Origin of the sequence: Pantoea sp. X85 (assembly GCF_029623675.1) — a bacterium.
GTDB lineage: Bacteria > Pseudomonadota > Gammaproteobacteria > Enterobacterales > Enterobacteriaceae > Pantoea > Pantoea leporis.
Genome location: NZ_CP121109.1, coordinates 438,066 through 461,920, shown reverse-complemented (window position 1 = coordinate 461,920; position 23,855 = coordinate 438,066). Strand labels below are relative to the sequence as shown.

Below are 23,855 nucleotides of genomic sequence, written 5' to 3'. Positions count from 1 at the left end.
GGTGTGTTAGAATCAGTTAACGGAAAAAGGAAATAAATTATGAGCTGGTTAAATCAATTTTTAGAAAGCTTATCACGCCGGGAAGTCAAAACTCAGTGTCCAGTCTGTAAAAAGTTTTGCCCACAATCTTCCTTAAAGCAAGCGCGCGGACAGGCTATGTTGTGCCCGCACTGTAAATCACTGTTTATTGCCGAGGAGTAAGCGAATGCGCCATATTCTTGAATGGATTGATGTAAATGAACAAGCGCCCGGCTACAAGCAGGAGTGCATCGTGCAATTTGAAAATGGTGAGGTGCAGGGCGGCTGGCTTTATGGCGGGCAATCGCGCAGCGGCGAGCATATTTTCCTTGAAGCGCATGCGGAATATGAAACCAGCATGGAGGTGAATTTCTGGATGTCATTGCCGCCAGCGCAACCGGACCAACTTGCTGCGTTTCATTCGCCGATATGAAAGAGCACAAGATAATATTATCGCTCATATTCGATAAATGACCGTTGCGCTTCAGCCTGATCGACAAACTGAAAAGCGTAAGGATGTATCAGTTGTTCATCACAATACCAGCAGTTATTAACACGTTTAAAAACGTCACCCTGATGAAAGGGTTGAACTTTATCCAGGCGCATAACGGCATATTTGCCATTGTTGAAGGTAACTTCATACAGAGAAATTAATCCGAGCGGCATTAATCTGCGTTCGTGAATAATTTCGCCGTTGAGATCTGGCGGCCCTGGCTTTTTCATTATGTTCTCTCCGATTGACCTGGTTTAAGTCTGGCAATGATTTAAACAATGCGGCGAGTTTATTTTCAGGCTTCGCTTGTGAATTATCTATTGTCCGCCAGGATTAAGTCAGGCTTATGTGCCGGCGTAATTCCTTATTCACTCTCGCCCACGTTTTTACCTATCTGATATTCTATTCTACAAAAAGGCCATATTATGACGATTAAAACACTGCAAGATCTGTTTGTGCATGATCTCTCTGATATTTACAGCGCAGAAAAACAGATCACCAAAGCGTTACCAAAAATGATTCGCGCCGCCTCTGATCCTAATCTGGTTGCGGCTTTTAAACAGCACCTCGAAGAAACGCGCGGACAAATTGAACGTATTGATCAACTGGTTGAGCTCACGGATGGCGTGCAGATCAAACGAATGAAATGCCATGCGCTGGAAGGTCTGGCCGAAGAGGCGCAGGAAATTATCGATGAAGTAGAAAAAGGGCCGGTTTGCGATGCTGGACTGATCGGTGCCGCACAGAAAGTTGAGCACTATGAGATCGCCACTTATGGCACCTTGCGAGCCTTAGCCCTGAAGCTGGATTATCAGGATGCCGCCAGGTTACTGGGCGAAACGCTGGAAGAAGAAAAAGCCACTGATGAAAAACTGACGCTGATTGCTGAAGAGCAGGATTAATTCCTCGTAGAGGAGGTTGATGCATCGGCTAAAAATGCCCAACCTCTTCGATCCTGAAAAATCCGCTTGCGAATTCCTGGGTTAAAAATCACTTCATTCTCAGTATGCTAATCCCTATTTTTTCAAACTAACGTTTGAACACTGTTCTGAATACAGAGGGATTTGCATGTCTGCTCATCATCACTCCGCCGAGCCCAAAACGATTTTACGTGCTGGGCGCTTCTTATTGATGCAGAAACTATTACGCCGCGACAAAACGCCGATCGCACTATTACTGCTGGCTGCGCTGGTCGGTGTGCTAACCGGTTTGGTTGGCGTGGCCTTTGATAAAGCGGTGAATTTTGTGGTGCAGACGCGATTGAGCTGGCTCGCGGATGCCGGTGACAATCTGCTGGTGAAAATAATCGGTGCTTTTTTCCTTTCGGCATTATTAGGCGCTATTGGCTATTTCCTGGTGCGACGTTACGCGCCAGAAGCGGGCGGATCGGGTATTCCTGAAATCGAAGGCGCGCTGGAAGAGCTCCGACCGGTGCGCTGGTGGCGCGTACTACCGGTGAAATTCATTGGTGGTATGGGCGCGTTAGGTTCAGGCATGGTGTTGGGTCGCGAAGGGCCAACCGTGCAGCTGGGTGGCAATATCGGCGGCATGTGTGTCGATCTGTTCCGCGTTAAATCTTCTGAATCTCGCCACACATTGCTGGCAACCGGCGCTGCCGCGGGTTTATCGGCCGCCTTCAATGCGCCGCTGGCGGGCATCCTGTTTATTATTGAAGAGATGCGTCCGCAGTTTCGCTACAGCCTGATTTCCATCAAAGCGGTGTTTGTCGGCGTTATCGTCTCCAGCATTGTTTTCCGCGTGTGTAATGGTAATGAGGCGATCATCAATATTGGTCAGTTGCAGGATGCGCCAACCAATACGCTGTGGCTTTATCTGGTATTAGGCGTGTTATTCGGTGGCTGCGGCGTGGCATTTAATCGCTTCATTTTCCTCGCGCAGGATCAGTTTCAGCGTTTGCACCAAGGTCGCGTGGCACCTTGGGTGATGTGGGGAAGCTTACTGGCTGGCGCGTGCGGCGTGATTGGCCTGGTGCTGCCACAAGCCATCAACGGCGGGATTGCCCTGATCCCCGATTTCTCCAGCGGTAGCTATAGCGCGCTGGCCTTATTTCTGCTCTTCGCACTGCGCACGCTCATCACTGTCTGCTGTTTCTCCTCCGGCGCGCCAGGCGGTATTTTCGCCCCGATGCTGACGCTAGGCACGCTGCTCGGCACCTGCTTCGGCCAGCTCTGCATGCAGTGGCTGCCGGGTTTACATCTGGAGCCGGCAACCTTTGCCGTGGCCGGAATGGGCGCGCTGTTTGCGGCGTCGGTGCGCGCGCCGCTGACCGGCATTGTGTTGGTGCTGGAGATGACCAACAATTATCAGCTAATTTTGCCGATGATCATTACCTGTCTCGGCGCAACGCTGGCCGCGCAGTTCTTCGGCGGCAAGCCGCTGTACTCAGCACTTCTTGCGCGCACGCTGGCGAAGGCGAAACAAACTCCGTAATGCTTGTTGGTCAGCAAAGCGCCCGTGCGGGCTCTGACAAATGAGCCCTTTTCAACAACACGCACCTAAGCTTATTAGCAGGCCGGGGGCGCTTTTGGTCCGGCAATCCGCAGCGCTGAGCGAAGCGAGGAGGCCAGGAGAGCCCGCAGGACGCGGGCGAAAGGCGGAGCCGGGACAAGGATGTCCCGTCTCAGCCGGTCCGTCAGGCTGACGAGTGAAGTGAAGGTACCGCGCAAGCGGCGCGAGGACCGCCGGACCAAAAGTGACTCCGGCCTGCGCATTCGCGCTATAAATCACGTGTTCGTTTAATTAGTGCGCACCGGGCAAAAAGGTATCCATCAACCAGCCAGAAAACGCGGTCATCGCGGTGCTTTCGGGCCGCGATTGCAACCGCGTTAACCAATAGCCGCCGAGATCGATTTCAGCGGCGAAAGGGCGCACCAGCTTCTCACTTTGCAGCAGGTGATTGAAAATCCTCACCGGTGCCAGCGCAATCCCCGCACCTAACAACGCCGCTTCAATCATCGTCAGCGACGAATCAAAAATCATCACCGGATGCGCAGGCGATGGCGCATGTTCGTTTATGCTTTGCAGCCATTGGCTCCACTCATCACGGCGGAACGAGCGTAGCAGGGTAAATTTGTGCACGTCTGCAGGCTGTTGTAGCTGCCGGGCAATGGCCGGATTACACAGCGGTGATAACGGCGCAGGACAAATACACTGCGCCTCGGTGCCGTGCCAGGCGCCGCTACCAAAGCGAATGGTGTAATCGTGGCCTTCGGCAGCCGGATCGACGCGATTGTTGTGGGTGGAGAGTTGCAGCTCAATGTGCGGATAACGGCGGTTAAAATCCTCTAAGCGCGGCAACAGCAAGCCGGTGGCAAAGCTTCCCACCACACCAACTTTCAATTTTTCGCGCATTTGACCGGATGAGAAACGATCCAGCGTATCGGCAATCCGATCGAATGAGTCGTTGAGCACGGGCAACAGGCTTTCGCCTTCTGTGGTCAGCATCAAACCGCGCGAGACCCGCACAAACAGCTGGCAACCGAGCTGCTGTTCCAGCGATTTTACCTGCTGGCTCACGGCTGCATGGGTTACGTGCAGCTCAATCGCCGCATTAGTAAAACTTAGGTGACGAGCAGCGGCTTCAAAGGCTCTAAGCGCGTTCAGGGGAATATAGGGTCGTGTCATGCGCCAACCTGTAAGATTTTCTATTGTCTGACGCTAAAATTAACAGTTTGTTGCACCCTGTCAAATTGGTCAAACTGCCTGCGGAACAACAACCCGGAAGGTTAACTACAGTGAAATTGATTTCTCAAACATTGATAGCAACAGCGCTGACCTCGGCGTGCTCCATGGCGTTTGCCACCACGGCAGATGTGCAAGCAACCGTTGATCGGGCGATCAAACCGCTAATGCAGCAGCAATCGATTCCCGGCATGGCGGTAGCGGTGGTGATTAAAGGCCAGCCGCACTATTTCACCTGGGGCATGGCGGATGTCAAACAGCAGCGCCCGGTCACCCAAGACACGCTGTTTGAGCTGGGTTCGGTGAGTAAAACCTTCACCGGCGTGCTAGGTGGCGTCGCGGTGAATAAAGGCGAGATCGCGCTGAGCGATGCTGCCAGCAAATATTGGCCGGCACTGAATACGCCGCAGTGGCGCGACACCACGCTGCTGCAGCTGGCGACTTACACCGCTGGCGGCTTGCCGCTGCAGGTGCCCGATGCCGTGACCGATGAAAAGGCGCTGGCGAACTTCTATCAACAATGGCAACCACAATGGACGCCGGGCAGCACGCGTCAATATGCCAACAGCAGCATCGGCTTATTTGGCTGGCTGGCGACGAAACCCAGCGGGCTTACTTTTGAACAGGCAATGCAGCAGCGCGTATTCACGCCATTGCAGCTCAAGCACACCTTTATCACCGTGCCTGACGCCGCGAAAAACGCTTACGCATGGGGCTACCGCGAAGGCAAACCGGTGCGCGTGTCGCCGGGCATGCTGGATGCTGAAGCCTATGGCGTGAAGTCGTCGGTTAAAGATATGGCGCGCTGGATGCAGGCCAATATGGATCCGCAGCAGGTTAACGATAAGCCGCTGCAGCAGGCGCTGGATTTCGCGCAAACGCGTTTCTATCGCACCGATGCGCTCTATCAAGGTTTGGGGTGGGAGATGCTGGATTGGCCCGCTCAGGCGGAGATGGCGGTGAAGGGCGCGGATAACAAGGTGGCGCTTGGGCCGCAGCCGGTGCGGGATGCCGAATCACATCCGCGTGTCAGCGCGTCGTGGGTGCATAAGACCGGCGCAACCGGTGGGTTCGGTGCTTATGTCGCCTTCATCCCGGAGAAGCAGGTCGGCATTGTGATATTGGCAAACAAAAATTATCCCAATACCGAGCGGGTTAAAGCCGCGATGCAGATTCTGAAAGCGTTGCAGTAAGCGTATGGGGCGAACGCCTCGCCCCATCAACTACACTTAATGGGTGATCAACAAAGGAGCTTCAGATGAGCAATCACCCTAAAGATAAACGCGACGTGAATGATGAAAAGCATCCCGCCAAGGACAATCCCAGCGAACACGGTGAGATCCCCAGAACGCGCGATGACAGTGAAGACGACAAAAAAGATCCCTTTAACGACGAATAACAAACAGCATCAGCAACGGCAGCGCGGCAAACAGCGTTAATGCGGTTGGCGCGCCTGCCAGCATATAGAGTTGTCCAAACAGCAGCGATCCCATCACCTGACCCGCCGCCAATATAAAGAACAAGATGCCTACGCCGACGGCGGGGGCATTCTTAGTTGCTTCTGCGCCCCACACCAGCAACACGCCCGAGAGCGTAACATACGCCGCGCCACCTAACGCCACGGCGGGAAACAGCCAGGCTGAATAGTGATGGCTGCACGCCATCAGCAATAAGGGCACGGCAAGGCAGCATTGCGACAGCCAATAAACCCGCTTCATCCCCATCCATTTCGCCATCGGGCCGGTGAGCGCGCCGATAATGCCTGCTGCGCCAGCGATGAGCCACAACAGGCTAACCATGCGGTCGCTGACGTGAATGTGATGCAGCAGATCCGGGCCGAAGCTCCACCAAGCCGCGCTGGCGACGCCGCTGAACAGTGCAATGAAGATAAGGCGCTGCAGCGAACGCTGCCGCAGGTGGCTTAACCAGGATTCACGTTGAGCGTTTTCATTGTGATTGGGTAGCTGGCGCCAAATCGGCACCAGGCAGATCATCGCCAGCGCGGCAAAAACCGCACAGGCGATGCGCCAGCCGCCGGGCAGCCAGTACAAAATTGGCACTGACAACATAATGCCCATGCTGGTTCCGGCATTGATAACCGTGTTCATCTGCGGCTGTTGCTCAGCCTCAATACGCTGGCTGACGGCGCTCGCTAACGCAGGCGAGGCGAGACCGGCGCTCATACCGGCGATAAACAATCCCACGCCCAGCATCCACGGCGATACCGCGCTCGCGATGATCAACAAACCAAACGCGGCACACAGCGCGGCAACCGCAGCAGGAAATCGCGGCCCGGCGCGGGCGGTCATCATCGGCGCGATCAACACCGCCACACAGTAAGCGGCAAAGCTACAGGCCGAAAGCACGCCAGAAACGCGCCGGGTAAAGGGGATGTCGTGCATCACCTCGGGCATCATCAAGCCCCAGGCGAAACGCGCCATACCGTAGGTCACCGCGATAAGTGCAAATCCGGTGATGCCGAGCGCCGTACCCTTCATGTCTGTTCACTGAACGCGATAAGCTGCAGCGCGGCGTTTTTACCGGCTTCGCACGCCTGCGCCGCGCCGATGATCAGCGCGGAAGTCAGCACACCTTCAAACAGCAGCCAAACCGCATCCGCTAGCGCGACATGCTGCTTGCCGAGCGCCTGCTGAATGGCGCGTGCAATGTAATCGCGCATCTTGTGGCGGTAAGCCAGCGCCTGTTCAGCTAGCGCGGCATCTTCTCCGGCGTATTCGCCCCATGCCTTGAGAAACAAGCAGCCATTATTGCCGTATTGCTGCATCCAGTCGGCCATCGCATCGAACATATGGCTGACCGCTTGCGGATGGTCCGGCGATTGCAACGCGGCGAAGAAACGATCCTGTCGCGCCTCCAGCACCGCGGCCGTTAGCGCTTCACGCGAGGGGAAATAGCGATACAAGGTGCGCGTCGAGACATTCGCCTCGCTGCAAATGCGATCGGTGCTGATGGCGTGAAAGCCGTTGAGATAGAACAGCCGCTCAGCGGCATTGATGATATCGAGTTTCTTTTTCATCCTTAAAAAGTAAACCGATCGTTTTACTTTTGCAAATTTGGCTTGTCATCCATTTCGCCCATTTTGTAGGACATTTCCCCGGAATTGGGAATATCGCACCGCTTATCTGATTGTTTTATTGGTAAGTTATTTTAAACTACATGGAACAACTCCTGTCGTCGTAGAAGAGGTGAAGATGGCGAGTATTTTGATAATTGATGATCATCCAGTCGCACGTCTTGCGGTTCGTTTTTTACTGGAAAAAGATGGGCATACGGTGGTAGCCGAAGCGGAAGAGGGCCACCAGGCGTTGAAAATGATCAACGAACATCATCCCGATCTCATCGTGCTTGACCTCGATATTCCTGGACTAAGCGGCATTGAGCTGATCGTGAAATTGCGCGCAGCGGAATATCGCGGTGGCATTCTGGTGTTAACCGCTCGCGATGATGACCACTATTTGAGTCGCTGTATGAGCACCGGGGCCGATGGTTTTGTCGGTAAGCGTAATAATCTGGAAGAGCTGGGTGATGCGGTGCGCGCCGTGATGCGCGGTTACGGCTACTTCCCACTGAAGCGCCGCGATAATAAGGGCACCAATAAAATGCCCGAAGCGGAAGTGGATGCGATTAAAAATCTCTCAAGCCGCGAATTTCAGGTTCTGCAGCATCTGGCGCGCGGTATGAAAGTGATCGATATCTCTGAGATCATGCACATCAGCAATAAAACTGTCAGTACTTACAAAACCCGCATCCTGACCAAACTGGCGCTGAATTCTACACTCGAATTAATCGATTTCGCGCGTCGTCATCATCTCGATTAGTGTGCTGCGTTGCACAGAAAGAGGCTCTCTTGGCTAAATCTGCAAAATCCTTAGATTCACTACTTAGCCTGGAGCGCCTGCGCACGTTAACTGGCCACGATGAATCCCTGCTTTACGCCATGCTTGCCATGACACTAAAAAGTAATTCCACGGATTTAAACGTAGCTGCAGCGCTTTATGCCCGCGCGGATTGGGGTGAACTCGCCAAAAGCGTGCACCGTATTGCCGGAGCCGCGCAGATCACCGGCGCTCGTCGCGCTGAACATGCCTGTCGCCAGTTAGAAACAGCCTGCCTGCAATCTCCCCCTGACAACATCTTCTTAGCCAATCTGTGGTCGGAAGTCTCTCCAGCAATTGAAGAGATCAATGCCAGTATTGCTGATTACCTCGAGCAGCATTCTGCCCAATAAATCCTGACGCCCGCATCAATGCTTACATTGGACTACAGCGGCCTACAAAATGGACTACAAGAATTACAGCCTATCTTGACAAATGTAGGCCTCCGCTCTGATACCTGACATCCCCTGTAAACCGTAATCTTTACGCCATCAGACGGACACCTTCCCTTAAGCAACACCAGGTCTTCTTAAGGGTACTCAGTCTGAGGACCGGAGCGATTAGCCTCCACGTAAAAACGACAAACAGGGAATCATTCTCGTGAGCAAAACTACTCAATCTATTTTCGCTGCTTCCGCTTTGGCTCTGCTGGTGATGAGCGCGTCGTCTCAGGCATCAGACGGTACCATCACCTTTAATGGTGAACTGACTGCCAGTACCTGTGACGTTATCGTTGACGGCCAGGGGGCAGATGCCACTATCCAGCTGCCAATAGTATCAACTGCCGACCTGAAAGCCGCGTCTAAGGTTGCGGGTCGTACCGGCTTCAACATGGCGCTGAATAACTGTAGCGGCACGTTGAAAACGGCATCAGCCTTCTTCGAAGCGGGTGCAACAGTGGACACCGTAACCGGTCGTCTGAAAAATACGGTCACGGCCCCCAACGGTGGTGCAACCAACGTTAGCCTGCAGTTGCTGGATGGGGACAACTCGAACGTGATTCAGGCGGGCAACCAGAATCAAATCACAAACAATTCCTTCGTCGACGTAGCCTCCGGAAGTGGAACGCTGAGCTATGCCGTGCAGTATTACGCCGAAAATGCCACCACCCCGGGTTTGGTATCAAGCAACGTCGTTTACTCAATTATGTATAAGTAGTCATCGTCAGGTGGGAGAAATCCCACCTTTCTTTCTTAGGATTTCAACATGAACATCTCCCGTAACAAAACCCTGCCTTTTTTTGCTTTGCTTTGGGCAACCTTAATGAGTGGCCAGGCATTAGCCAGCATCGTCATTACCGGTACGCGCGTTATCTATCATCAGAATGACAGAGAGGTCTCAGTACAACTTAAGAATGTGGGGACCTCACCCGTCTTGGTCCAAAGCTGGGTTGATAACGGAGATGCCAATGCGACGCCTGAGAACATTCAAACGCCTTACATCATCACGCCCCCGGTGAACCGTGTTGATGCAGGGAAAGGGCAGACTTTACGTTTGTCTTTAAGCAATTCTGGCGCGTTTGCCCACGATCGTGAATCAGTGTCATGGCTAAACGTGCTGGAGATTCCGGCTAAAACCAAAGACAAGGCGGAACTTAATACCTTACAGATGGCGTTCCGCACCCGTATCAAACTGTTTTATCGTCCAGCAGGACTGAAGGGCGATGCGAATGAAGCGGTGAAATCGCTGAATTGGTCTGTGAGTAATGGCCAGCTGAAAGCCAGCAATCCAACGCCTTACAACGTCTCGCTAGTGACGGTTACGGTGAATGGACGCACGATTGACGGTGAAATGGTGCCGCCACTCTCCTCGTTGACTTTCAAAATCAGCGCCAGCGCAGGTGACAACGTAAGCGGCGACTACGTTAACGATTTCGGGGCCGTTCAGCCTTTTACCGCTGCCATTAAATAACTTCTCTCTTGAATCTCTATCTCCTATAGCCGGCATGTCAGGACGTGCCGGAAGGCACGCTTATGACTTTTACCAGAGAATCTTCAATGCCACTGCGTTACACCTTATTAGCGAGCGCGGTGTTTACCGCGTTATTAAGTGGCGCAAATCAAGCCTTTGCCGCTGAAGAGGCGGAGTTTGACGCCAGTTTTTTACAGGTCAGCAAAGGGGGAGCCATCGATCTGGCGCGCTTTAACCAGGGCGCATCGGCTACACCGGGCACCTATCGCACGTTGGTGTACGTTAATGAACACTTGATTGCCAATCAGGATATCAACTTCCGCGAGATGGCAGATAAGCAAGTTCGCGCCTGCATACCTTCATCATTGCTGAAAAAGATCCCGTTTAATGCCTCGGCGCTGCCCGCGTCGGCTGCGGATCTGCTCACGAGTGAAAAGGATTGTAGCGATTTAACGTCTGTATTGCCGGACGCCAGCGTGAGCTACGACAGCAACCAGTTGCGTCTCGACATCTCCATTCCGCAAATCTATCTGAATAAGGTGCCACAGGATTACGTTGATCCAGCGTTATGGGATGAAGGGATCCCGGCCTTCATGTTGGGATACTCGACCAATGCCTACACCAGCCGCTCGGCGGGACAGGTGTATAAATCCTTCTTTGGCGGCGTGAACGCAGGGTTGAACATCGGCGGTTGGTACCTGCGTCACAACGGCAACTACAACTGGCAGCAACAAGGCGGCAGCGGTTATCAGTCGCTTAATACCTATGTGCAGCATGATGTAGTGCCATTGCGTGGACGCCTTGTCGTCGGGCAATCAAATACCAGCGGTGTGATTTTCGATACGCTGCCGTTCAGTGGCGTTCAACTGGCCAGCGACGAGCGCATGTTGCCGGAATCTCAGCGCGGCTATGCGCCGGAAATTCGCGGTATCGCGCGCACCAACGCACGCGTAACGGTTAGTCAGCAAGGTCAGGTGATTTATGAAACCACCGTGTCGCCGGGCGAGTTCCTAATCAACGATCTTTATCCTACCGGCTACGGTGGCGATCTCGAGGTAACGGTGATTGAAGCGGATGGCAGCAAAAGCAGTTTCCGCGTGCCTTATGCAGCGGTAGCGCAATTGCTGCGCCCAGGAACATCCCGCTATGACGTGACGGCGGGTAAATTGCGTGCCAACTACATTCGTGATGACGTCGCGCTCTATCAGGGCACCTGGCAATATGGCTTAACTAACAATGTTACCGGTTACGCAGGATTGCAGGCGAGCCAGAATTATTATGCGCTGCAAGGCGGAACGGCGTTAGGTACACCTCTGGGTGCTTTTGCTTTTGATATTACGCAGGCACGCACCCATCTGCGCAATGTTGATGAGCAGCAAGATGCCAGCATGACCGGGCAAAGTTACCGTATTAGCTACAGCAAAGCAGTGCCGGAAAGCGGCAGTAATCTGTCAATCGCTGCTTACCGCTTCTCAACGTCCGGTTATATGGATTTTATGACAGCGATGCAAAGCCGTGATGTGCTACAGCGTGGCGCTAGCCTGGATTCCGTATATCGTGCCAAAAATCGTTTCTCGGTCACCGCCGGACAAACGCTGCCGGATATATGGGGAAATGTCTACCTCAGTGGCTCGATGCAGGATTACTGGAATCGTGAAGGCAACCAGAAACAGTTCCAGCTTGGCTATAACAATCGCACTGGTTCCGTGTCATGGGGCATTTCCGTCAACCGTAGCTACAGCAGCTATGGCAGCTCGCAAAACAGTTACTTGCTGAGTTTCAGTATGCCGTTGGGTAGTGATAATCAACGCCATACGCCGCTATTACGCACTGAACTTTCACATGACAATGATGGGCGTTGGGGGCAACTCGCCTCGATCGCCGGTACGGCGGGAGATGATAACCAGTTCAGCTATGGCGCAACGGCGCGTCATGCTGCGGCAGGTGATGGCAGCAGCGGCTCGCTCAATGGACAATATCGCGCCAGTGCTACTAACCTCAGCGGTTCATTGAGTACGGGTAAAGGTTACCAGAGCGGTTCTGTGGGACTTAATGGTACGATCGTGGCACACAGCGGTGGTGTAACCTTGAGCCCGTACACCGGCGATACCTATGCACTGGTGGAAGCCAAAGGTGCGCAGGGCGCGAGCGTGTCGTCCTATCCGGGCGTGTTTGTCGATAACAGCGGATATGCGCTGGTACCTTATCTCAATCCCTATCAGATGAATGAGATCGTGGTGGATCCCAAAGGCACGTCAGCGGGCGTGGAGCTTGAGAACACCTCTTCACGCGTCGCACCTTATTCAGGTGCGGTGGTGAAAGTGAAATACAAGGTGCACCGTGGTCTGCCAATACTGATTTCCGCGAACTGGCAAGGCAAACCCTTACCGTTTGGCGCCGATGTGCTGGACAGCAAAGGCAAGCAGGTGGGTTCCGTGGGTCAGGCAGGACAGGCATACGCCTTGGTAGAACAAGAGCAGGGCACATTGACGGTGCGCTGGGGTAACGATGCCAATCAATCGTGTCAGTTACCATACAAACGTATGCCTGAAGCAAAAAACAGCAAACCTGCACTGCAATCCTTTAATGCGGTTTGTGGTCGCTAAATGTCAAGTGCCTGGTGGAGCAACTCCGCCGGGCAGTTAAACATCGCTAAAAATTTTAGTTTTGCCCAATCTGGCCGATTATTAAGGTGTCATTTTTAATAAGAGGCCACATCATGACTCTCCGCAATGCCATCCTGTTTGCCTTTCTCACCAGCTTGTTTTCAGCCAATGTGCCAGCTTCGGGCAGCACGCTTCATTTTCAGGGTTATCTAAAAGAAGAGACGTGCGAGATAACCTTGCAGCAAAATAACGTTAAGAGCCATTGTCCCAGAACCACTCAACCGCATATTTCCGCAATTCGCTCTGATGTCCGATTCAAGGCTTTGCCTAATCATCAAGGCAGTATGAAGTTAGTGTGGATTGATAATACAAAACAGAAAGGAATTATTACGACGACCTATCGTTGAGTATTGCAGGTGAATGGAACGCGATTGACTGCGACCTAACCAAAACGGTTGGTTTGCACGTTTCGTACTAACATGATGGGATTCAGATATAAAAAAGGGAATAAGGTATACAACCTTATTCCCGCTCATTTAACAATGCTTAATCAGTAATAGCTTATATTGAAAATCACTTTACCATTTGCAACACCAGGTGAAACGGTGCCGCCTGTTTTGATATAGCGCGCGGAGAAAGGCAGTAAAACCGTCCCCACCGCGTTACTGGCCATATTTTTATCGAGCGTCTGGTTGAGATTTACCGGTGCAGGTGAAACCTTTCCGTCGGCAATTTGAATACCTATCCCTTGTGCGGAATCAGCACTGTTGTCTAGGCTCATAATGCCCTGAGCGGCGTCAATGGCCCCATTACTCGGTGTGAATCTAATCTTGATACTGTTCGTCACCCAGGTTCCTGCGGCAAATCCACTGCCAGTATGATACGTAGGCGGTGCGCTGGGATTAGAATAATTACCCTGAAATGCTGGGCAGTTAGTCAATCGAATATCAAATGGCACCCATGAGGTGGCATTGGCTTTGCCTGTACCAAACCAGCTATTGATTTCCCATTTGCCCATGTTGACGTTGACATCGGGTGTGGTGCAACTGGCGGCGATCACATTCAGACTGCCGGAGAAGTTAAGTCGATAGGGCGTATCAGGAATATTTACTACAGGCGTAACAGATCCGGTGGTTAATAAAACGGTTGGCAGCTGTGCACCATTAACTGTGCCTGCACTCATTGGGCCGGTCTTAATAAAATGAAGAGTAAATGAGTTACCATAATAAAAATGATAGGCTGTATTTCCCACCGGCGTCGTCCACTTTTTTACCGCTGAAGTGGTAATGGCTTGATTGGCGGAAGTACCGTCATTATTGACAATGGCGACACCAAGACCGGGAACACCTGTTTGAAATACTGCGCCCGCATAATTTCCAGTCCAGCCCGGAACTAATGCCGGTGCATTGGTCAGGCTAAGATACTGGTCAATACTGAACCCATTTGATGTTCCTTCAGGACGACAAACTAACCAAGGTTGTTTACCTGTACTGCCTATCACCTTAAGGGTATGCACTGTCGAGCCAACCGGAACGTCAGCGCCAACGGAAATATTCGCAACTGAAAGCGGAACAGTTAAATTTACCGGGCCAGAACCGGGATCATAATCACAGCGATCTGCCCAAGCCAATTGGCTTGTGGTATTAATCAGTAAAAATAATATAGCGACGATAATTTTCTTCATGACAAACTCGAATTCACGCGTTTAGTGGAATGTGCTAAAGGCAAAGTTAGGGATTGGACGTCATTTTAATAATTGTTTTACCGGCACTCCATCAGAGTGGAATCGCAATTATGTAAGGCATTTCGTACAAACAGCGTTAGCGAGATTTTTATCTACTTTGAAAAAATAGTGTTCTGCTCATTCACAGGTCACGCCTCTCATCCTTATGCACCGTTCTGCAACGGGCGTATCAGAAAAAAGCTATGCCACGACTCACATCCATCTTCCCGCTGGGTAAAAATTCTCTGAGTCCTACAATTTGGTAAAATGTGTTGTTAAGTTATATTGTTACAGCAGGACGAGTAGGATCGGATTGGCGCAAAACTGCTGAAAAGCTCAGGGTCAGGAATAGGAAGCATAAGTAATTTCCTACAGACCATTCTGTTAAAACCGGATAGTGTAATCCGCCTTGGGAACTCATTGATAACCCGCTCAGCGTAGTCATCAGGATCTCATTTCTATGAAAAAAGTAATCATTGTTGATGACCATCCGGTTATCCGATTTGCCGTAAAAATGTTGCTGGAACGCAATGAGATGGAAGTGGTGGCCGAAACCAATAACGGTGTCGACGCTATTCAGAAAACACGGGAATGTTTGCCAGATTTAGTGCTGCTGGATATTGGGCTGCCAAAAATTGATGGTTTCCAGGTGCTGGAGCGGCTGCGCACCCTGAATTTGTCGCTAAAGATCTTAGTGCTGACATCGCAGTCCAGCAGCCATTTTGCCCAGCGCTGTAAACAAGCCGGTGCAGATGGCTTCGTCACCAAATCTGATGATATGAGCGAATTATTAGATGCCATCAAAATGGTGATGCGCGGGTACAGTTTTTTTCCGCAATCAACCTATCAATCGTATGAGCAAACTGACAGCTATCATGATGACGACGGCTTGTTAGAGCAACTTTCCGATCGTGAATTGAGCGTGTTAGTTAGCATCGGTAAGGGCATGGGTAATAAACAGATTGGCGAACAATTGCTGCTGAGTGAAAAAACGATCAGCACTTATAAACATCGCCTAAAGCAGAAGCTCAATGCGCAGTCGCTGATCGATCTCATCGATTTTGCCCGTCGTAATAACCTGATCAAATAGCCGGTGCTATGCGTACGCTTTGCTGCATTTTCCTGATATTGCTCTGTGCCGCGCGGGTTCCTGTGCAGGCGAAAGAGTTTCATTTACTGACTCGCGCCTCATTTGAGGGGCTCAAACCGCTAGTCCTTTCGACGGAAGACCGTCATCTGCTGCAGGATAAAAAGCAGTTAGTAATGGGCATTTTTCCCAGCGAGTCACCGCCTTATGGCATGACTAACATGCGGGACGAATATGAAGGATTGAGCGCCGACTATGCTGGACTGGTAGCTAAACAGCTCGGCTTAACGCTGCACATTGAGCAATATGCGTCGCTGGAGCAAGCACTCAATGCGTTGAAAAGTGGCAAGATCGATTTGGTGCCGTCGCTCACTGCGCGGCAGGATGAGAGCCCGCTGCTTTTTTCTGATCCTTATGCCAGCGAACAACCGGTTCTCGGCATGCGCGCCAACGATAACGACCCTTTGCCCGGCGATCTCCACAATATTGATGTTGCCGTGGTGAAGACCTATCTGCCTTTAAGCCTGCTGCGTCAGGCTTATCCGCACGCTAATTTCCGCATGTATGAAAATTATCAGGATGCGCTGAGCGCCGTCTCCTTTGGAACCGCGCGTGTCTATTTGGGCAACAGTTTTTCCCTCAGCCGTAACTTTTTAAATAATTTGCGCATGGTCCGCTTTAGCCAGCTGCCGCAGAAGATGATCAGTTTTGCGTTTTCCGAGCAGGCGACAGAACTTCAAACGCTGGTGAATCGTGCAATCAGTAACGTGCCGCGGGAAGAGAAAAACGAACTGTTGCGTATTTGGCAGCCCGACATGGTGGGGATGAACCAGTCGCTGAATACCCCACCGTTTACCGCTGAGGAACGTAAGTGGATGATGGCGCATCCGGTGATAAAAATGGTGATGTTCAGCCAGGACAAAGCCGCGCCGATGACCATTATCGATCAGAGTGGCGCCTTGCGCGGCATGGTCAGCGATCTCATCACGCTCGTCACACTGAAAACCGGTTTGCGTTTCAGTTTTGAAACCGTCGATACCTCACAAGAGTTGGTTAACCGCGTCAACAGCGCCGATTTTGATATGTTCGCCTCGCTGACACCCAGCGCTCAGCGCGAGCAGCAAATTCTGTTTACCCGACCTTATCTGCGCAGCACCTTTGCCCTGACCACGCGCGTGGGTAACAACGATATTCATTCGCTGCCCGATCTGCGCGGCAAGCGGCTGGCGATGGTCGCCAACACCAGCGTCGAAAATACGGTGCATGCGCGTTATCCGGAAATTGAGATTGTGCCAGTACAGAACATCACAGAAATGATGGCGAAGGTGGAAAAAGGCCAGGCCGATGCGGGCGTCGATATTCTGGTGATGGTGGATTATCAGATCAAAACTCACTTCCAGAATAAGTTAAAGATGGTCAGCGCGATTGGCAGTTCGCCCGCGTGGGTTTCGTTTGGCGTTGGACGCGCCGATCCCGAACTGCGCAGCATTCTCGATAAAGTGCTGCTGAGCATTCCACCGGTGGAGATTGAGGAGCTGGCTAACCGCTGGCGGCCCAGCGACCTGATTGTTTACGACAGCTTCTGGCAGCGCTATCAGGCGGTGCTGATCGCCAGCATCATCTTCTTTGTATTGCTCATGTTGATGGTGATCGGCTGGGCGCTGTATCAGCGACAAATTATCCGCCGGAAAGCCGAGCTGCGGCGTGAACTGAATGTGCAGCTGGCACAGTTACAAGCGTTGGTGACCAGCATGCCGTTCCCGGTTTCACTGCGCGACAAAGATGGTCGTTTAACCTACTGTAACCAGCGCTATTTAGTGGAAACCGGTGTGATTTATGAAGAGGCGTTGGGCAAAACCATGCCCGAACATCCCGGCTTACGCACGCCAGAGCAGGCGGCGTTTTATCACAATCAGCTGATTGATGTGGTAAAAACTGGCGTTCCGATCGTTGAAGATCGCCGTTATGACCTGTGGGACAACCCGGATTCTTCGATTGGCGTCACCGTTTATCAGTGGATCCAGCCGTTTAACGACAGCGATGGCAACGTGGTCGGTGTTATCGCCGGTTGGATGGACATCTCCGAGCGTGAAGCGCTGTTTGCCGAACTGCGCGAGGCCAAAGAGCGGGCAGAAGATTCCAGCCGCGCTAAATCAGTATTTCTCTCGACCATGAGCCATGAAATCCGTACACCTATGAATGCGATTATCGGCATGCTGGATATGGCGCTGAAAAAAGGGCGCAGCGGCGAGCAGGATTTGCAGGCATTAGAAGTGGCATACGATTCGGCGGAAAGTCTGGTGGGGCTGATTGGCGATATCCTCGACATCTCGCGCATTGAAGGCGGCCAGCTGGAATATCATCCGGAAGCGGTGCATCCCGGCAAGCTGATCGATAACCTGATGAAGGTGTTTCAGGGGCTAGCGATTGACAAAAATATCACGCTGACCAGGCACATTCCCGAAGATGGGTTGGAGCAGGTGCTCGCCGATCCGTTGCGCATCAAGCAGGTGCTGTCCAATCTGTTAAGCAACGCGATCAAATTCACCGATCAGGGCGGCGTCTCACTGACACTCACCCAACGGAAAGATGTCGCTGCCGGCCACGTGTATCTGGTGATTGAAGTGCAGGACAGCGGCATTGGTATTGATGAAAAACAGCAGGCCGCGCTGTTTAAACCCTTCAGCCAGGCCGATAACCGCCGCGCCGGAACCGGGCTTGGTCTTTATATCAGCCGTACCATTTGTGAAAAGATGGGCGGAACCTTAACGCTGAGCAGTGAAAAAGGTGTGGGAACCTGCGCCCGCGCTACGTTGATGTTGCCGATGGCGGAAAGTCAGAGCCTCGAGCTGGAAGAGAAAGCGGAAGACGGTGAAAAACTGCCGCTCCGTTCGGTGCTGGTGGTGGATGATAACGCAGCTAACCGTATGCTGCTGGCGAAACAGTTGAGTTGGTTGGGGCAACAGGCGGATTTGGCCGCTGATGGTCATGAAGCATTACAGATGTGGCAGCGTGGCAATTACGATGTGGTGATCACCGACTGCAATATGCCGGGTTTAAATGGTTATCAACTAACCGAGATTATTCGTGAATCGGAAGAAGATTTAGGGCGTGAGCCGATTTGGATCATGGGCTTTACCGCGAATGCCATGCATGTGGTAATCAAACGCTGCCTGGAAGCCGGGATGAACAGCTGTCTGTTTAAACCCTGCTCGATCAGCAGCCTTGCGGCCGCACTGCGCGCGATTGGCGCGGAACAATCTCCAGCGGACGTCACCGTGCCTGCAGCGCCAGAGAGTAGCGATGTTGATCGCCAGATGGAAGCGGCCATGCGCGATTTAATGGTTGCCACGCTGGCGGAAGATTTGGCGCAGTTAGACGATTTCAACCTCGACCATCATCGTGCTGAAATTGCCGATCTGGTACATCGCATCGCGGGCAGCGTGCGTATCGCCCGCCAGCATCGGTTGGCTGATGCCTGTGTGCAACTGGAGATTGCCTGCCGCGATCCACAACAGCAAAGCGACGAATTGCAGCCACGCTTGAGTGAGCTGGTCACGCGGTTGGCAGCTTATCAGGCGCAGCTGGAGAGTGCAGCGGTTCTGAGTGATATCGCCGAAGAGGAGTGAAGGATTAAAAGCCGGCGCGCTGGGCGGAATCTGTGGTTTCCTTTGTGCGCAGACAATTCGACAGAATTTCACGTAACTCTGTTGGCGTAATCGGCTTGGTCAGGCAGCCATCAATGCCTGCGCTGCGGCAATCTTCGGCGGCATCAAAACTGCTCATCGCCGTTAAAGCGTAGATGGGTGTCGCAGCCAGCTGCTGGTTTTTCTCCTGTTGCCGAATCGCAAGGCTCATGGCAAAACCGTCCATCTGCGGCATGGTGCAGTCGGTAATGACTAATCCAATCTCATGCTGATGTTGCTGCCAAAGCGTCAGACCTTGCTGGCCATCTAACGCGCTCAGTACCTCGCAGCCCGCCTTTTGCAACTGCTGGCTCAGTAACAGGCGAGCGGGGGGATAATCGTCAACAATTAGCACCTTAAGGGTGGGCTGTGCCGTAGCGCGCGGTGCAGCTGGCGATGCGTTTACCGGTGCCGCAGAGAAGTGCAAGCTTACGCTGTTGCTTTCACCGGCAACGCTGTTGACTTTGAGCTGCGCACCGGCGTCCTGCGCCATACGCTGGCAGGCGGCCAGGCTAAAGCCGGTTTCCGCCCAGGCGCGCGTATCGTCAGCGCCTTGCAAACTTTCCCAGCGCTCGGCCAGCAGGCCGTCGCTCTGATTGCTGACCGCGATCGCCAGCGGTAAATAGCCATTGGGTTCCTGCGTTTCACAGCACAGCGTCACCGTGATATCGCCGTGCTGAGTGTGTTGAATGGCATTACGTAACAGGCTGGAGGTGATACGAATGATCAGCAGCGGATCGAACTCCACGCGCGGCGCATGGGGATCGAGTGTGACATGCAGGCGCAAACCTTTCTCCTCAGCTTGCTGCTGAAATAGCGCCACCGTACTGCGCAGTAATGAAGGCAGGTTCACCACGCGGATGCGGCTCTGTTCATCACGCGCTTCGGCACGGAAAATATCAAACACATCGCCGGTGATGGAGAGCAGCGAGCAGGCGGATTCATACACCGTTTGCAAATTTTCATTGTGCTGATGCTGGCTGTGTAATCGCTCCAGCTCTAACTCCAGCAGGCCGGTAATGGCGTTGAGCGGGGTGCGAATTTCGTGGCCCATGCTCTTCATAAACGCGTTACGCGCCGCGAGCACCCGATCATTTTCTGCTTTGGCTTCCTGCAGTTGACGAATCAAAGTTTGATTACTGTTGAGACGTTCACGCAGGGCCTTTAGCGACTGGCACAATCGACCAATCCACCAGCCTACCAACAGGAACAGCAGCAACCCCAGCAACAGGGTGATCGCGATTAAGGTGGGGGAAAACGCGCGTGCTGATTTCTGATCCGGCGCCAGGAGTGTGTCACGCCAGGAACTGGCCATACTCATCAGCCTATCGGGAGGCGTTTGTTGTAGCGCTTTGTTGAGAATACTGAGAGCAGGTGAGTCTGCGCGTTGGGCGGCAAAGCCCACGCTGTAAGGTTTTACCGGCAGCGAAAGCGACTGGTGTTGACGGTGGAATGGGTTGCGCTTCAGCTGATACTGCACCGAGAATTGCGATCCAATCGCGCCGTGCGCCTCGCCGTTGTTGACCAGCACCAGCGCCTGCTGCAGCGTGTCGGTGACGATCAGTTGCAACGTGGGATACCAGGTTTCCAGCCACGGAATCAGCGGATTATTCTGCTGGATCGCAATTCTCTCGCCCTCCAGCTCGTGCAGTGAAGCAGGCTGAATGGTGTTGCGTTGCATCACCAGCACTGCTGGCGTCACCAGCCAGGGCTCACTTTGCGTCATCGAAAGATCGGCGGCTTCCGGTTCCCCCGGTATCGTTAGGCTGCTGGCCAGCACCGCCTGCGGATATTTCACCCACAGCGCGGTCAGCTGTGCATCGTCTTCAGCTATTTGATAGTTGAACTGTAAGCCGAAGCGCTCGCTGATGTGCCGCAGCACATCGACCGCCAGTCCAGAGGGTTCACCTTGCTGGCTGATATAACTGATAGGTTCGCGACGACCATCCAGCAATACAGTGATGGCCGGATTTTGCTGGCTCCATGTCAGCTCTTCCGGCGAGAGTGATAACGCGGGATGACCGATCACCGCTTCACGATCCATGCCCCAGCCTTGTGCAATGCGCAAACGGCTTACCAGCGGCAGATGAGTGAGCACATTATTGATGGCGCTCAGCAATTGCGGTTCGGCAGCCGGCACGCCAAAAGTGAGCCGGAACTCGCCGAGTGAAGGATGCGGCAGCAGCCACAGATTATCGAGTTGATTATTACGCTGAAGATAGCTGGCGGTAGCATGGCTAAAACCGGCGGCAGCGGATTGACCAAAGGCGATGGAATTGATCGCCTGATAGTAATCTTCAAACGCTTCCGGCGAAGGACTGATATCTGGCAGCGTTTGACTATCCAGCATGAGTAACGGCAGCTTACCGCGCGGCGCTTGCTGTCCGGCGCGCGTGACGATCACCGCTCGGTCGTTTAGCCATGGCAATGAAGCATGCACCGACATGTGCGGCGAGAGATCGGGTGTCCAGATCGCCAGCATGTCGACTTTTTTATGATTCATCGCGCGAATCGCCTCTTCACGGCTGCGATAGTGAGTCAGCTCAAAATGTACCTGTAGCGTCGATTCGAGCAGCGCCAGGTAATCTGCGTCAATGCCCGCCAACTGTCCACGCTCCATGCCCAAGCTAACCGGCGGTTGTGACGCGCCCCAGACGCCGACGCGCACCACGGGATGCGTTAGCAGCCACGCGCGAACATTCGCGGCAAAGGTCACCGGCGGCGGATTGACTTCAATGCGCGGGGCCAGCGTCAGCACGTTTCCTTGCGCATGTGGCAGCCCTGGCATGAAAACCAGCGTCAGGAGAGCAAGCAAGAGGTAAAAAAGCAGTCCGTTTTTCATCGTCAAATAATCGGTAATTTTTCTACCTTGATTTTGACGTAATACTGCCTGGAATCAGCCAGGCCAGGTCTTGGTTTTTAGTAGTAAGTGTATGAAAAATAATATAAGTATTTTCCTACGCGCGCCTAAGCATTCAGCGCTTCAGAAAAGTCCCGGTAATGCCTATGCTGGGCCAAACCGTATCAATATGAGTTTCAGGTTACCGAGGTGGCAGATGGCCGTGTTTCACGCGAACAAAATTAAGGTGGTGATGCTGGATGATCATCCCATGATGCGCTTCTCATTCGAAGTTGCTGCCACACGTGAACCCGATATCAACATGCTGGCGACATTTGGCACCAGCAAAGCGCTGTTGGCCTGGCTTGGGCAGAACAGTGCCGACGTATTGGTGCTGGATTACATTCTGGGTAACGACCAGTTAGATGGCTTATCGCTAATTAAACACATCCGGATGCATCATCCGCAGTTGAAAATTTTGCTCTCAACGTCGATGGAAAGTGTTGCGGTAATTCGAGCAGCTCTGCATCTGGGCATTAAAGGCTATATCACTAAACGTGAAGAGACCCCGGCTTACTTTGCGGCAATCCGTAATATTGCTGCTGGCAAGCGCTCGCTGCCGGATGACATCGCCAGCCAGCTAAGCCAATTGCCAGGCCGTAAGCGGGATCGTCCTATTTTGCAGGAAGATTCGAACGAGGTTTCGCGTGTTTCACAGCTGAGTAAATTGCTCACGGCGCGTGAAGCGGAAGTGATTCGCTGTTTTATTGATGGCATGCAAGTGTTCGAAATCGCTGCAAAACTCAATCGCAGCCGCAAAACCATCAGCGCTCATAAGCAGACCGGCATGAAAAAACTCGGCATCGCGTCGGATTTGGAGCTGTTTAAATATCGTGGCGATCTGTTTCAGTAACCGCTGTGCTTAAAGCGCCGCTTCCAGCCGATCCAGCGCAAACAAAATGCCGTAACGGCGCGCGTGTTGCGCTTCCGGCAGCGGCAACCAGATATCGGCCTGATTGGCGAGATCTAATGTCTTCGCACAAAGCGCAATCACCGGCGTTTTTTGAATGTGCGCATGGTGTACCGCGCTGAGCACGTGGCTGTTAACCGTATCAGGCGCGAGAATCAGCAACAGATCGTCCGGTTGCAAACGGCTCAGCGTCATGCTCAGCAGGTTATCATCCTGAATCCACGCGCTGGCCAGTCCGGCGTTTTGCAGGCGCTGATGGACGTCCGCCACCAGCGTAGTTTGCAGCCCCGATGCGCCAATCAGCAGTACGCTTCGGGCTTTACGCAACAGCTCTGCGGCACGTTGCCAGGTCGCCGCTTCCGCTTGACCATATTGCTGGGTTAACGCTTGAGTAATAGCCTCAATCGGCGCAATCGCGTGAGGGGGTTGTCTCTGAGGCGCGCGCGCCAGCCGCATACGCAAATCACGGATATCCTCGCAACCCAGCGAACGCGCAAAGCGGGTGATGGTGGCGGCGCTGACTTCTGCGCGGCCGGCAAGTTGCTCGATGGTGGCGGAAGCGGCAAAAGCAGTGTCGCTGAGAATCGCTTCGGCAACGCGTTTCTCCTGCTGACTCAGCGACGATTGCCGCTGGCGGATAACATCGATAAATTCGACGTCCTGTTGTTGACCGGCTTTCCGCACCTGATGGAGAAAATCATCAAGATCCTGACAGCCCGCCGAGGTGGCAAAGCGTCTTAGCACATCCAGACTCACACCAGCCTGTGTAGCCAGACTCTCCATGGTGACGTGTACATTGGCGTGCAGGTTCGCCAGAATAAAACGCGCCAGCCTCGATTCCTGCGCATCCGCGCGCTCCGACTGCTGTCGTAATTGCCAGACAATATCCATCAGCTCATCACATCCTCAGTAGCGAAGATCCAT

General features: G+C 53.0%; 22 protein-coding genes. 15 read left to right on the top strand and 7 right to left on the bottom strand.

The annotated features are described in order from the left end of the window. Positions 1-39: 39 nt before the first annotated feature. Complete coding sequence (locus P6287_RS21730) at positions 40-201, top strand: YnfU family zinc-binding protein (protein ID WP_217548267.1); 162 nt, start codon at positions 40-42, stop codon at positions 199-201. A gap of 4 nt (positions 202-205) precedes the next feature. Further along, on the top strand, positions 206-451 hold the full coding sequence (locus tag P6287_RS21725) for a hypothetical protein (protein ID WP_101761527.1): 246 nt from the start codon (positions 206-208) through the stop codon (positions 449-451). A gap of 17 nt (positions 452-468) precedes the next feature. Here the strand turns inward: P6287_RS21725 and P6287_RS21720 are convergent, their stop codons facing one another. Continuing rightward, positions 469-741 (bottom strand): hypothetical protein, encoded by a 273-nt coding sequence (locus tag P6287_RS21720; RefSeq protein ID WP_277974994.1) that lies wholly within the window; start codon positions 739-741, stop codon positions 469-471. 195 nt (positions 742-936) lie between these two features. On the opposite strand from P6287_RS21720, the gene P6287_RS21715 reads away from it, so the two are divergent. After that, positions 937-1,413, top strand: coding sequence for a ferritin-like domain-containing protein (locus tag P6287_RS21715; RefSeq protein WP_101761525.1), 477 nt, complete (start codon positions 937-939; stop codon positions 1,411-1,413). Positions 1,414-1,579: 166 nt separating this feature from the next. Continuing rightward, a complete protein-coding gene (gene clcA, locus P6287_RS21710; protein ID WP_277974993.1) occupies positions 1,580-2,962 on the top strand; it encodes a H(+)/Cl(-) exchange transporter ClcA in 1,383 nt (460 codons plus the stop codon). A 309-nt stretch (positions 2,963-3,271) separates the two neighbouring features. Here the strand turns inward: clcA and ampR are convergent, their stop codons facing one another. Beyond that, complete coding sequence (ampR, locus tag P6287_RS21705) at positions 3,272-4,156, bottom strand: LysR family transcriptional regulator AmpR (protein ID WP_277974992.1); 885 nt, start codon at positions 4,154-4,156, stop codon at positions 3,272-3,274. A gap of 116 nt (positions 4,157-4,272) precedes the next feature. Here ampR and blaPSZ point away from each other — a divergent pair, with 116 nt between their 5' ends. Continuing rightward, on the top strand, positions 4,273-5,406 hold the full coding sequence (blaPSZ, locus tag P6287_RS21700) for a PSZ family class C beta-lactamase (protein ID WP_277975345.1): 1,134 nt from the start codon (positions 4,273-4,275) through the stop codon (positions 5,404-5,406). 65 nt (positions 5,407-5,471) lie between these two features. Further along, positions 5,472-5,612, top strand: coding sequence for a hypothetical protein (locus P6287_RS21695; RefSeq protein WP_167391175.1), 141 nt, complete (start codon positions 5,472-5,474; stop codon positions 5,610-5,612). Here the strand turns inward: P6287_RS21695 and P6287_RS21690 are convergent. After that, positions 5,599-6,711 (bottom strand): MFS transporter, encoded by a 1,113-nt coding sequence (locus tag P6287_RS21690; protein WP_277974991.1) that lies wholly within the window; start codon positions 6,709-6,711, stop codon positions 5,599-5,601. The two genes, P6287_RS21695 and P6287_RS21690, sit on opposite strands and share 14 nt — an antisense overlap. After that, on the bottom strand, positions 6,708-7,250 hold the full coding sequence (locus P6287_RS21685; RefSeq protein ID WP_137387367.1) for a TetR/AcrR family transcriptional regulator: 543 nt from the start codon (positions 7,248-7,250) through the stop codon (positions 6,708-6,710). Before P6287_RS21685 ends, P6287_RS21690 begins: the two co-directional genes overlap by 4 nt. A 175-nt stretch (positions 7,251-7,425) precedes the next feature. Here P6287_RS21685 and P6287_RS21680 point away from each other — a divergent pair, with 175 nt between their 5' ends. The 6 genes from P6287_RS21680 to P6287_RS21655 all read left to right on the top strand — a co-directional run bounded on the left by P6287_RS21680 (position 7,426) and on the right by P6287_RS21655 (position 13,033). After that, the gene (locus tag P6287_RS21680; RefSeq protein WP_192413021.1) at positions 7,426-8,052 is read left to right on the top strand and encodes a response regulator; all 627 of its coding nucleotides are present in this window, start codon (positions 7,426-7,428) and stop codon (positions 8,050-8,052) included. Positions 8,053-8,081: 29 nt separating this feature from the next. Then, on the top strand, positions 8,082-8,462 hold the full coding sequence (locus P6287_RS21675; RefSeq protein WP_222183348.1) for an Hpt domain-containing protein: 381 nt from the start codon (positions 8,082-8,084) through the stop codon (positions 8,460-8,462). Between the two features lie 301 nt (positions 8,463-8,763). Beyond that, a complete protein-coding gene (locus tag P6287_RS21670; RefSeq protein WP_110866986.1) occupies positions 8,764-9,267 on the top strand; it encodes a fimbrial protein in 504 nt (167 codons plus the stop codon). Positions 9,268-9,315: 48 nt separating this feature from the next. After that, on the top strand, positions 9,316-10,020 hold the full coding sequence (locus P6287_RS21665; RefSeq protein WP_277974990.1) for a fimbria/pilus periplasmic chaperone: 705 nt from the start codon (positions 9,316-9,318) through the stop codon (positions 10,018-10,020). Between the two features lie 62 nt (positions 10,021-10,082). Next, on the top strand, positions 10,083-12,626 hold the full coding sequence (locus P6287_RS21660) for a fimbria/pilus outer membrane usher protein (RefSeq protein ID WP_277974989.1): 2,544 nt from the start codon (positions 10,083-10,085) through the stop codon (positions 12,624-12,626). 113 nt (positions 12,627-12,739) lie between these two features. Further along, a complete protein-coding gene (locus P6287_RS21655; RefSeq protein WP_277974988.1) occupies positions 12,740-13,033 on the top strand; it encodes a hypothetical protein in 294 nt (97 codons plus the stop codon). Positions 13,034-13,176: 143 nt separating this feature from the next. Here P6287_RS21655 and P6287_RS21650 read toward each other — a convergent pair whose 3' ends face one another. After that, positions 13,177-14,310, bottom strand: coding sequence for a fimbrial protein (locus P6287_RS21650; RefSeq protein ID WP_277974987.1), 1,134 nt, complete (start codon positions 14,308-14,310; stop codon positions 13,177-13,179). A 499-nt stretch (positions 14,311-14,809) separates the two neighbouring features. On the opposite strand from P6287_RS21650, the gene P6287_RS21645 reads away from it, so the two are divergent. Together P6287_RS21645 and P6287_RS21640 are read left to right on the top strand one after the other, a co-directional pair. Beyond that, a complete protein-coding gene (locus P6287_RS21645; RefSeq protein ID WP_110866877.1) occupies positions 14,810-15,439 on the top strand; it encodes a response regulator transcription factor in 630 nt (209 codons plus the stop codon). 173 nt (positions 15,440-15,612) lie between these two features. Continuing rightward, complete coding sequence (locus P6287_RS21640) at positions 15,613-19,065, top strand: transporter substrate-binding domain-containing protein (protein ID WP_277974986.1); 3,453 nt, start codon at positions 15,613-15,615, stop codon at positions 19,063-19,065. Positions 19,066-19,069: 4 nt separating this feature from the next. Here P6287_RS21640 and P6287_RS21635 read toward each other — a convergent pair whose 3' ends face one another. Further along, on the bottom strand, positions 19,070-21,910 hold the full coding sequence (locus tag P6287_RS21635; RefSeq protein WP_277974985.1) for a transporter substrate-binding domain-containing protein: 2,841 nt from the start codon (positions 21,908-21,910) through the stop codon (positions 19,070-19,072). A gap of 268 nt (positions 21,911-22,178) precedes the next feature. Here P6287_RS21635 and P6287_RS21630 point away from each other — a divergent pair, with 268 nt between their 5' ends. Further along, complete coding sequence (locus P6287_RS21630; protein WP_110866880.1) at positions 22,179-22,874, top strand: response regulator transcription factor; 696 nt, start codon at positions 22,179-22,181, stop codon at positions 22,872-22,874. Positions 22,875-22,883: 9 nt separating this feature from the next. On the opposite strand, the gene P6287_RS21625 is transcribed toward P6287_RS21630, so the two are convergent. Continuing rightward, complete coding sequence (locus tag P6287_RS21625) at positions 22,884-23,822, bottom strand: MurR/RpiR family transcriptional regulator (RefSeq protein ID WP_277974984.1); 939 nt, start codon at positions 23,820-23,822, stop codon at positions 22,884-22,886. Positions 23,823-23,855: the final 33 nt, after the last annotated feature.

Coding starts and splice junctions, on each gene's coding strand:
- P6287_RS21730 (WP_217548267.1), top strand. CDS start 40: ATGAGCTGGTTAAATCAATTTTTAGAAAGCTTATCACGCCGGGAAGTC.
- P6287_RS21725 (WP_101761527.1), top strand. CDS start 206: ATGCGCCATATTCTTGAATGGATTGATGTAAATGAACAAGCGCCCGGC.
- P6287_RS21720 (WP_277974994.1), bottom strand. CDS start 741: ATGAAAAAGCCAGGGCCGCCAGATCTCAACGGCGAAATTATTCACGAA.
- P6287_RS21715 (WP_101761525.1), top strand. CDS start 937: ATGACGATTAAAACACTGCAAGATCTGTTTGTGCATGATCTCTCTGAT.
- clcA (WP_277974993.1), top strand. CDS start 1,580: ATGTCTGCTCATCATCACTCCGCCGAGCCCAAAACGATTTTACGTGCT.
- ampR (WP_277974992.1), bottom strand. CDS start 4,156: ATGACACGACCCTATATTCCCCTGAACGCGCTTAGAGCCTTTGAAGCC.
- P6287_RS21695 (WP_167391175.1), top strand. CDS start 5,472: ATGAGCAATCACCCTAAAGATAAACGCGACGTGAATGATGAAAAGCAT.
- P6287_RS21690 (WP_277974991.1), bottom strand. CDS start 6,711: ATGAAGGGTACGGCGCTCGGCATCACCGGATTTGCACTTATCGCGGTG.
- P6287_RS21685 (WP_137387367.1), bottom strand. CDS start 7,250: ATGAAAAAGAAACTCGATATCATCAATGCCGCTGAGCGGCTGTTCTAT.
- P6287_RS21680 (WP_192413021.1), top strand. CDS start 7,426: ATGGCGAGTATTTTGATAATTGATGATCATCCAGTCGCACGTCTTGCG.
- P6287_RS21670 (WP_110866986.1), top strand. CDS start 8,764: ATGAGCGCGTCGTCTCAGGCATCAGACGGTACCATCACCTTTAATGGT.
- P6287_RS21665 (WP_277974990.1), top strand. CDS start 9,316: ATGAACATCTCCCGTAACAAAACCCTGCCTTTTTTTGCTTTGCTTTGG.
- P6287_RS21660 (WP_277974989.1), top strand. CDS start 10,083: ATGACTTTTACCAGAGAATCTTCAATGCCACTGCGTTACACCTTATTA.
- P6287_RS21655 (WP_277974988.1), top strand. CDS start 12,740: ATGACTCTCCGCAATGCCATCCTGTTTGCCTTTCTCACCAGCTTGTTT.
- P6287_RS21650 (WP_277974987.1), bottom strand. CDS start 14,310: ATGAAGAAAATTATCGTCGCTATATTATTTTTACTGATTAATACCACA.
- P6287_RS21645 (WP_110866877.1), top strand. CDS start 14,810: ATGAAAAAAGTAATCATTGTTGATGACCATCCGGTTATCCGATTTGCC.
- P6287_RS21640 (WP_277974986.1), top strand. CDS start 15,613: ATGGGCATTTTTCCCAGCGAGTCACCGCCTTATGGCATGACTAACATG.
- P6287_RS21635 (WP_277974985.1), bottom strand. CDS start 21,910: ATGCCAGGGCTGCCACATGCGCAAGGAAACGTGCTGACGCTGGCCCCG.
- P6287_RS21630 (WP_110866880.1), top strand. CDS start 22,179: ATGGCCGTGTTTCACGCGAACAAAATTAAGGTGGTGATGCTGGATGAT.
- P6287_RS21625 (WP_277974984.1), bottom strand. CDS start 23,822: ATGGATATTGTCTGGCAATTACGACAGCAGTCGGAGCGCGCGGATGCG.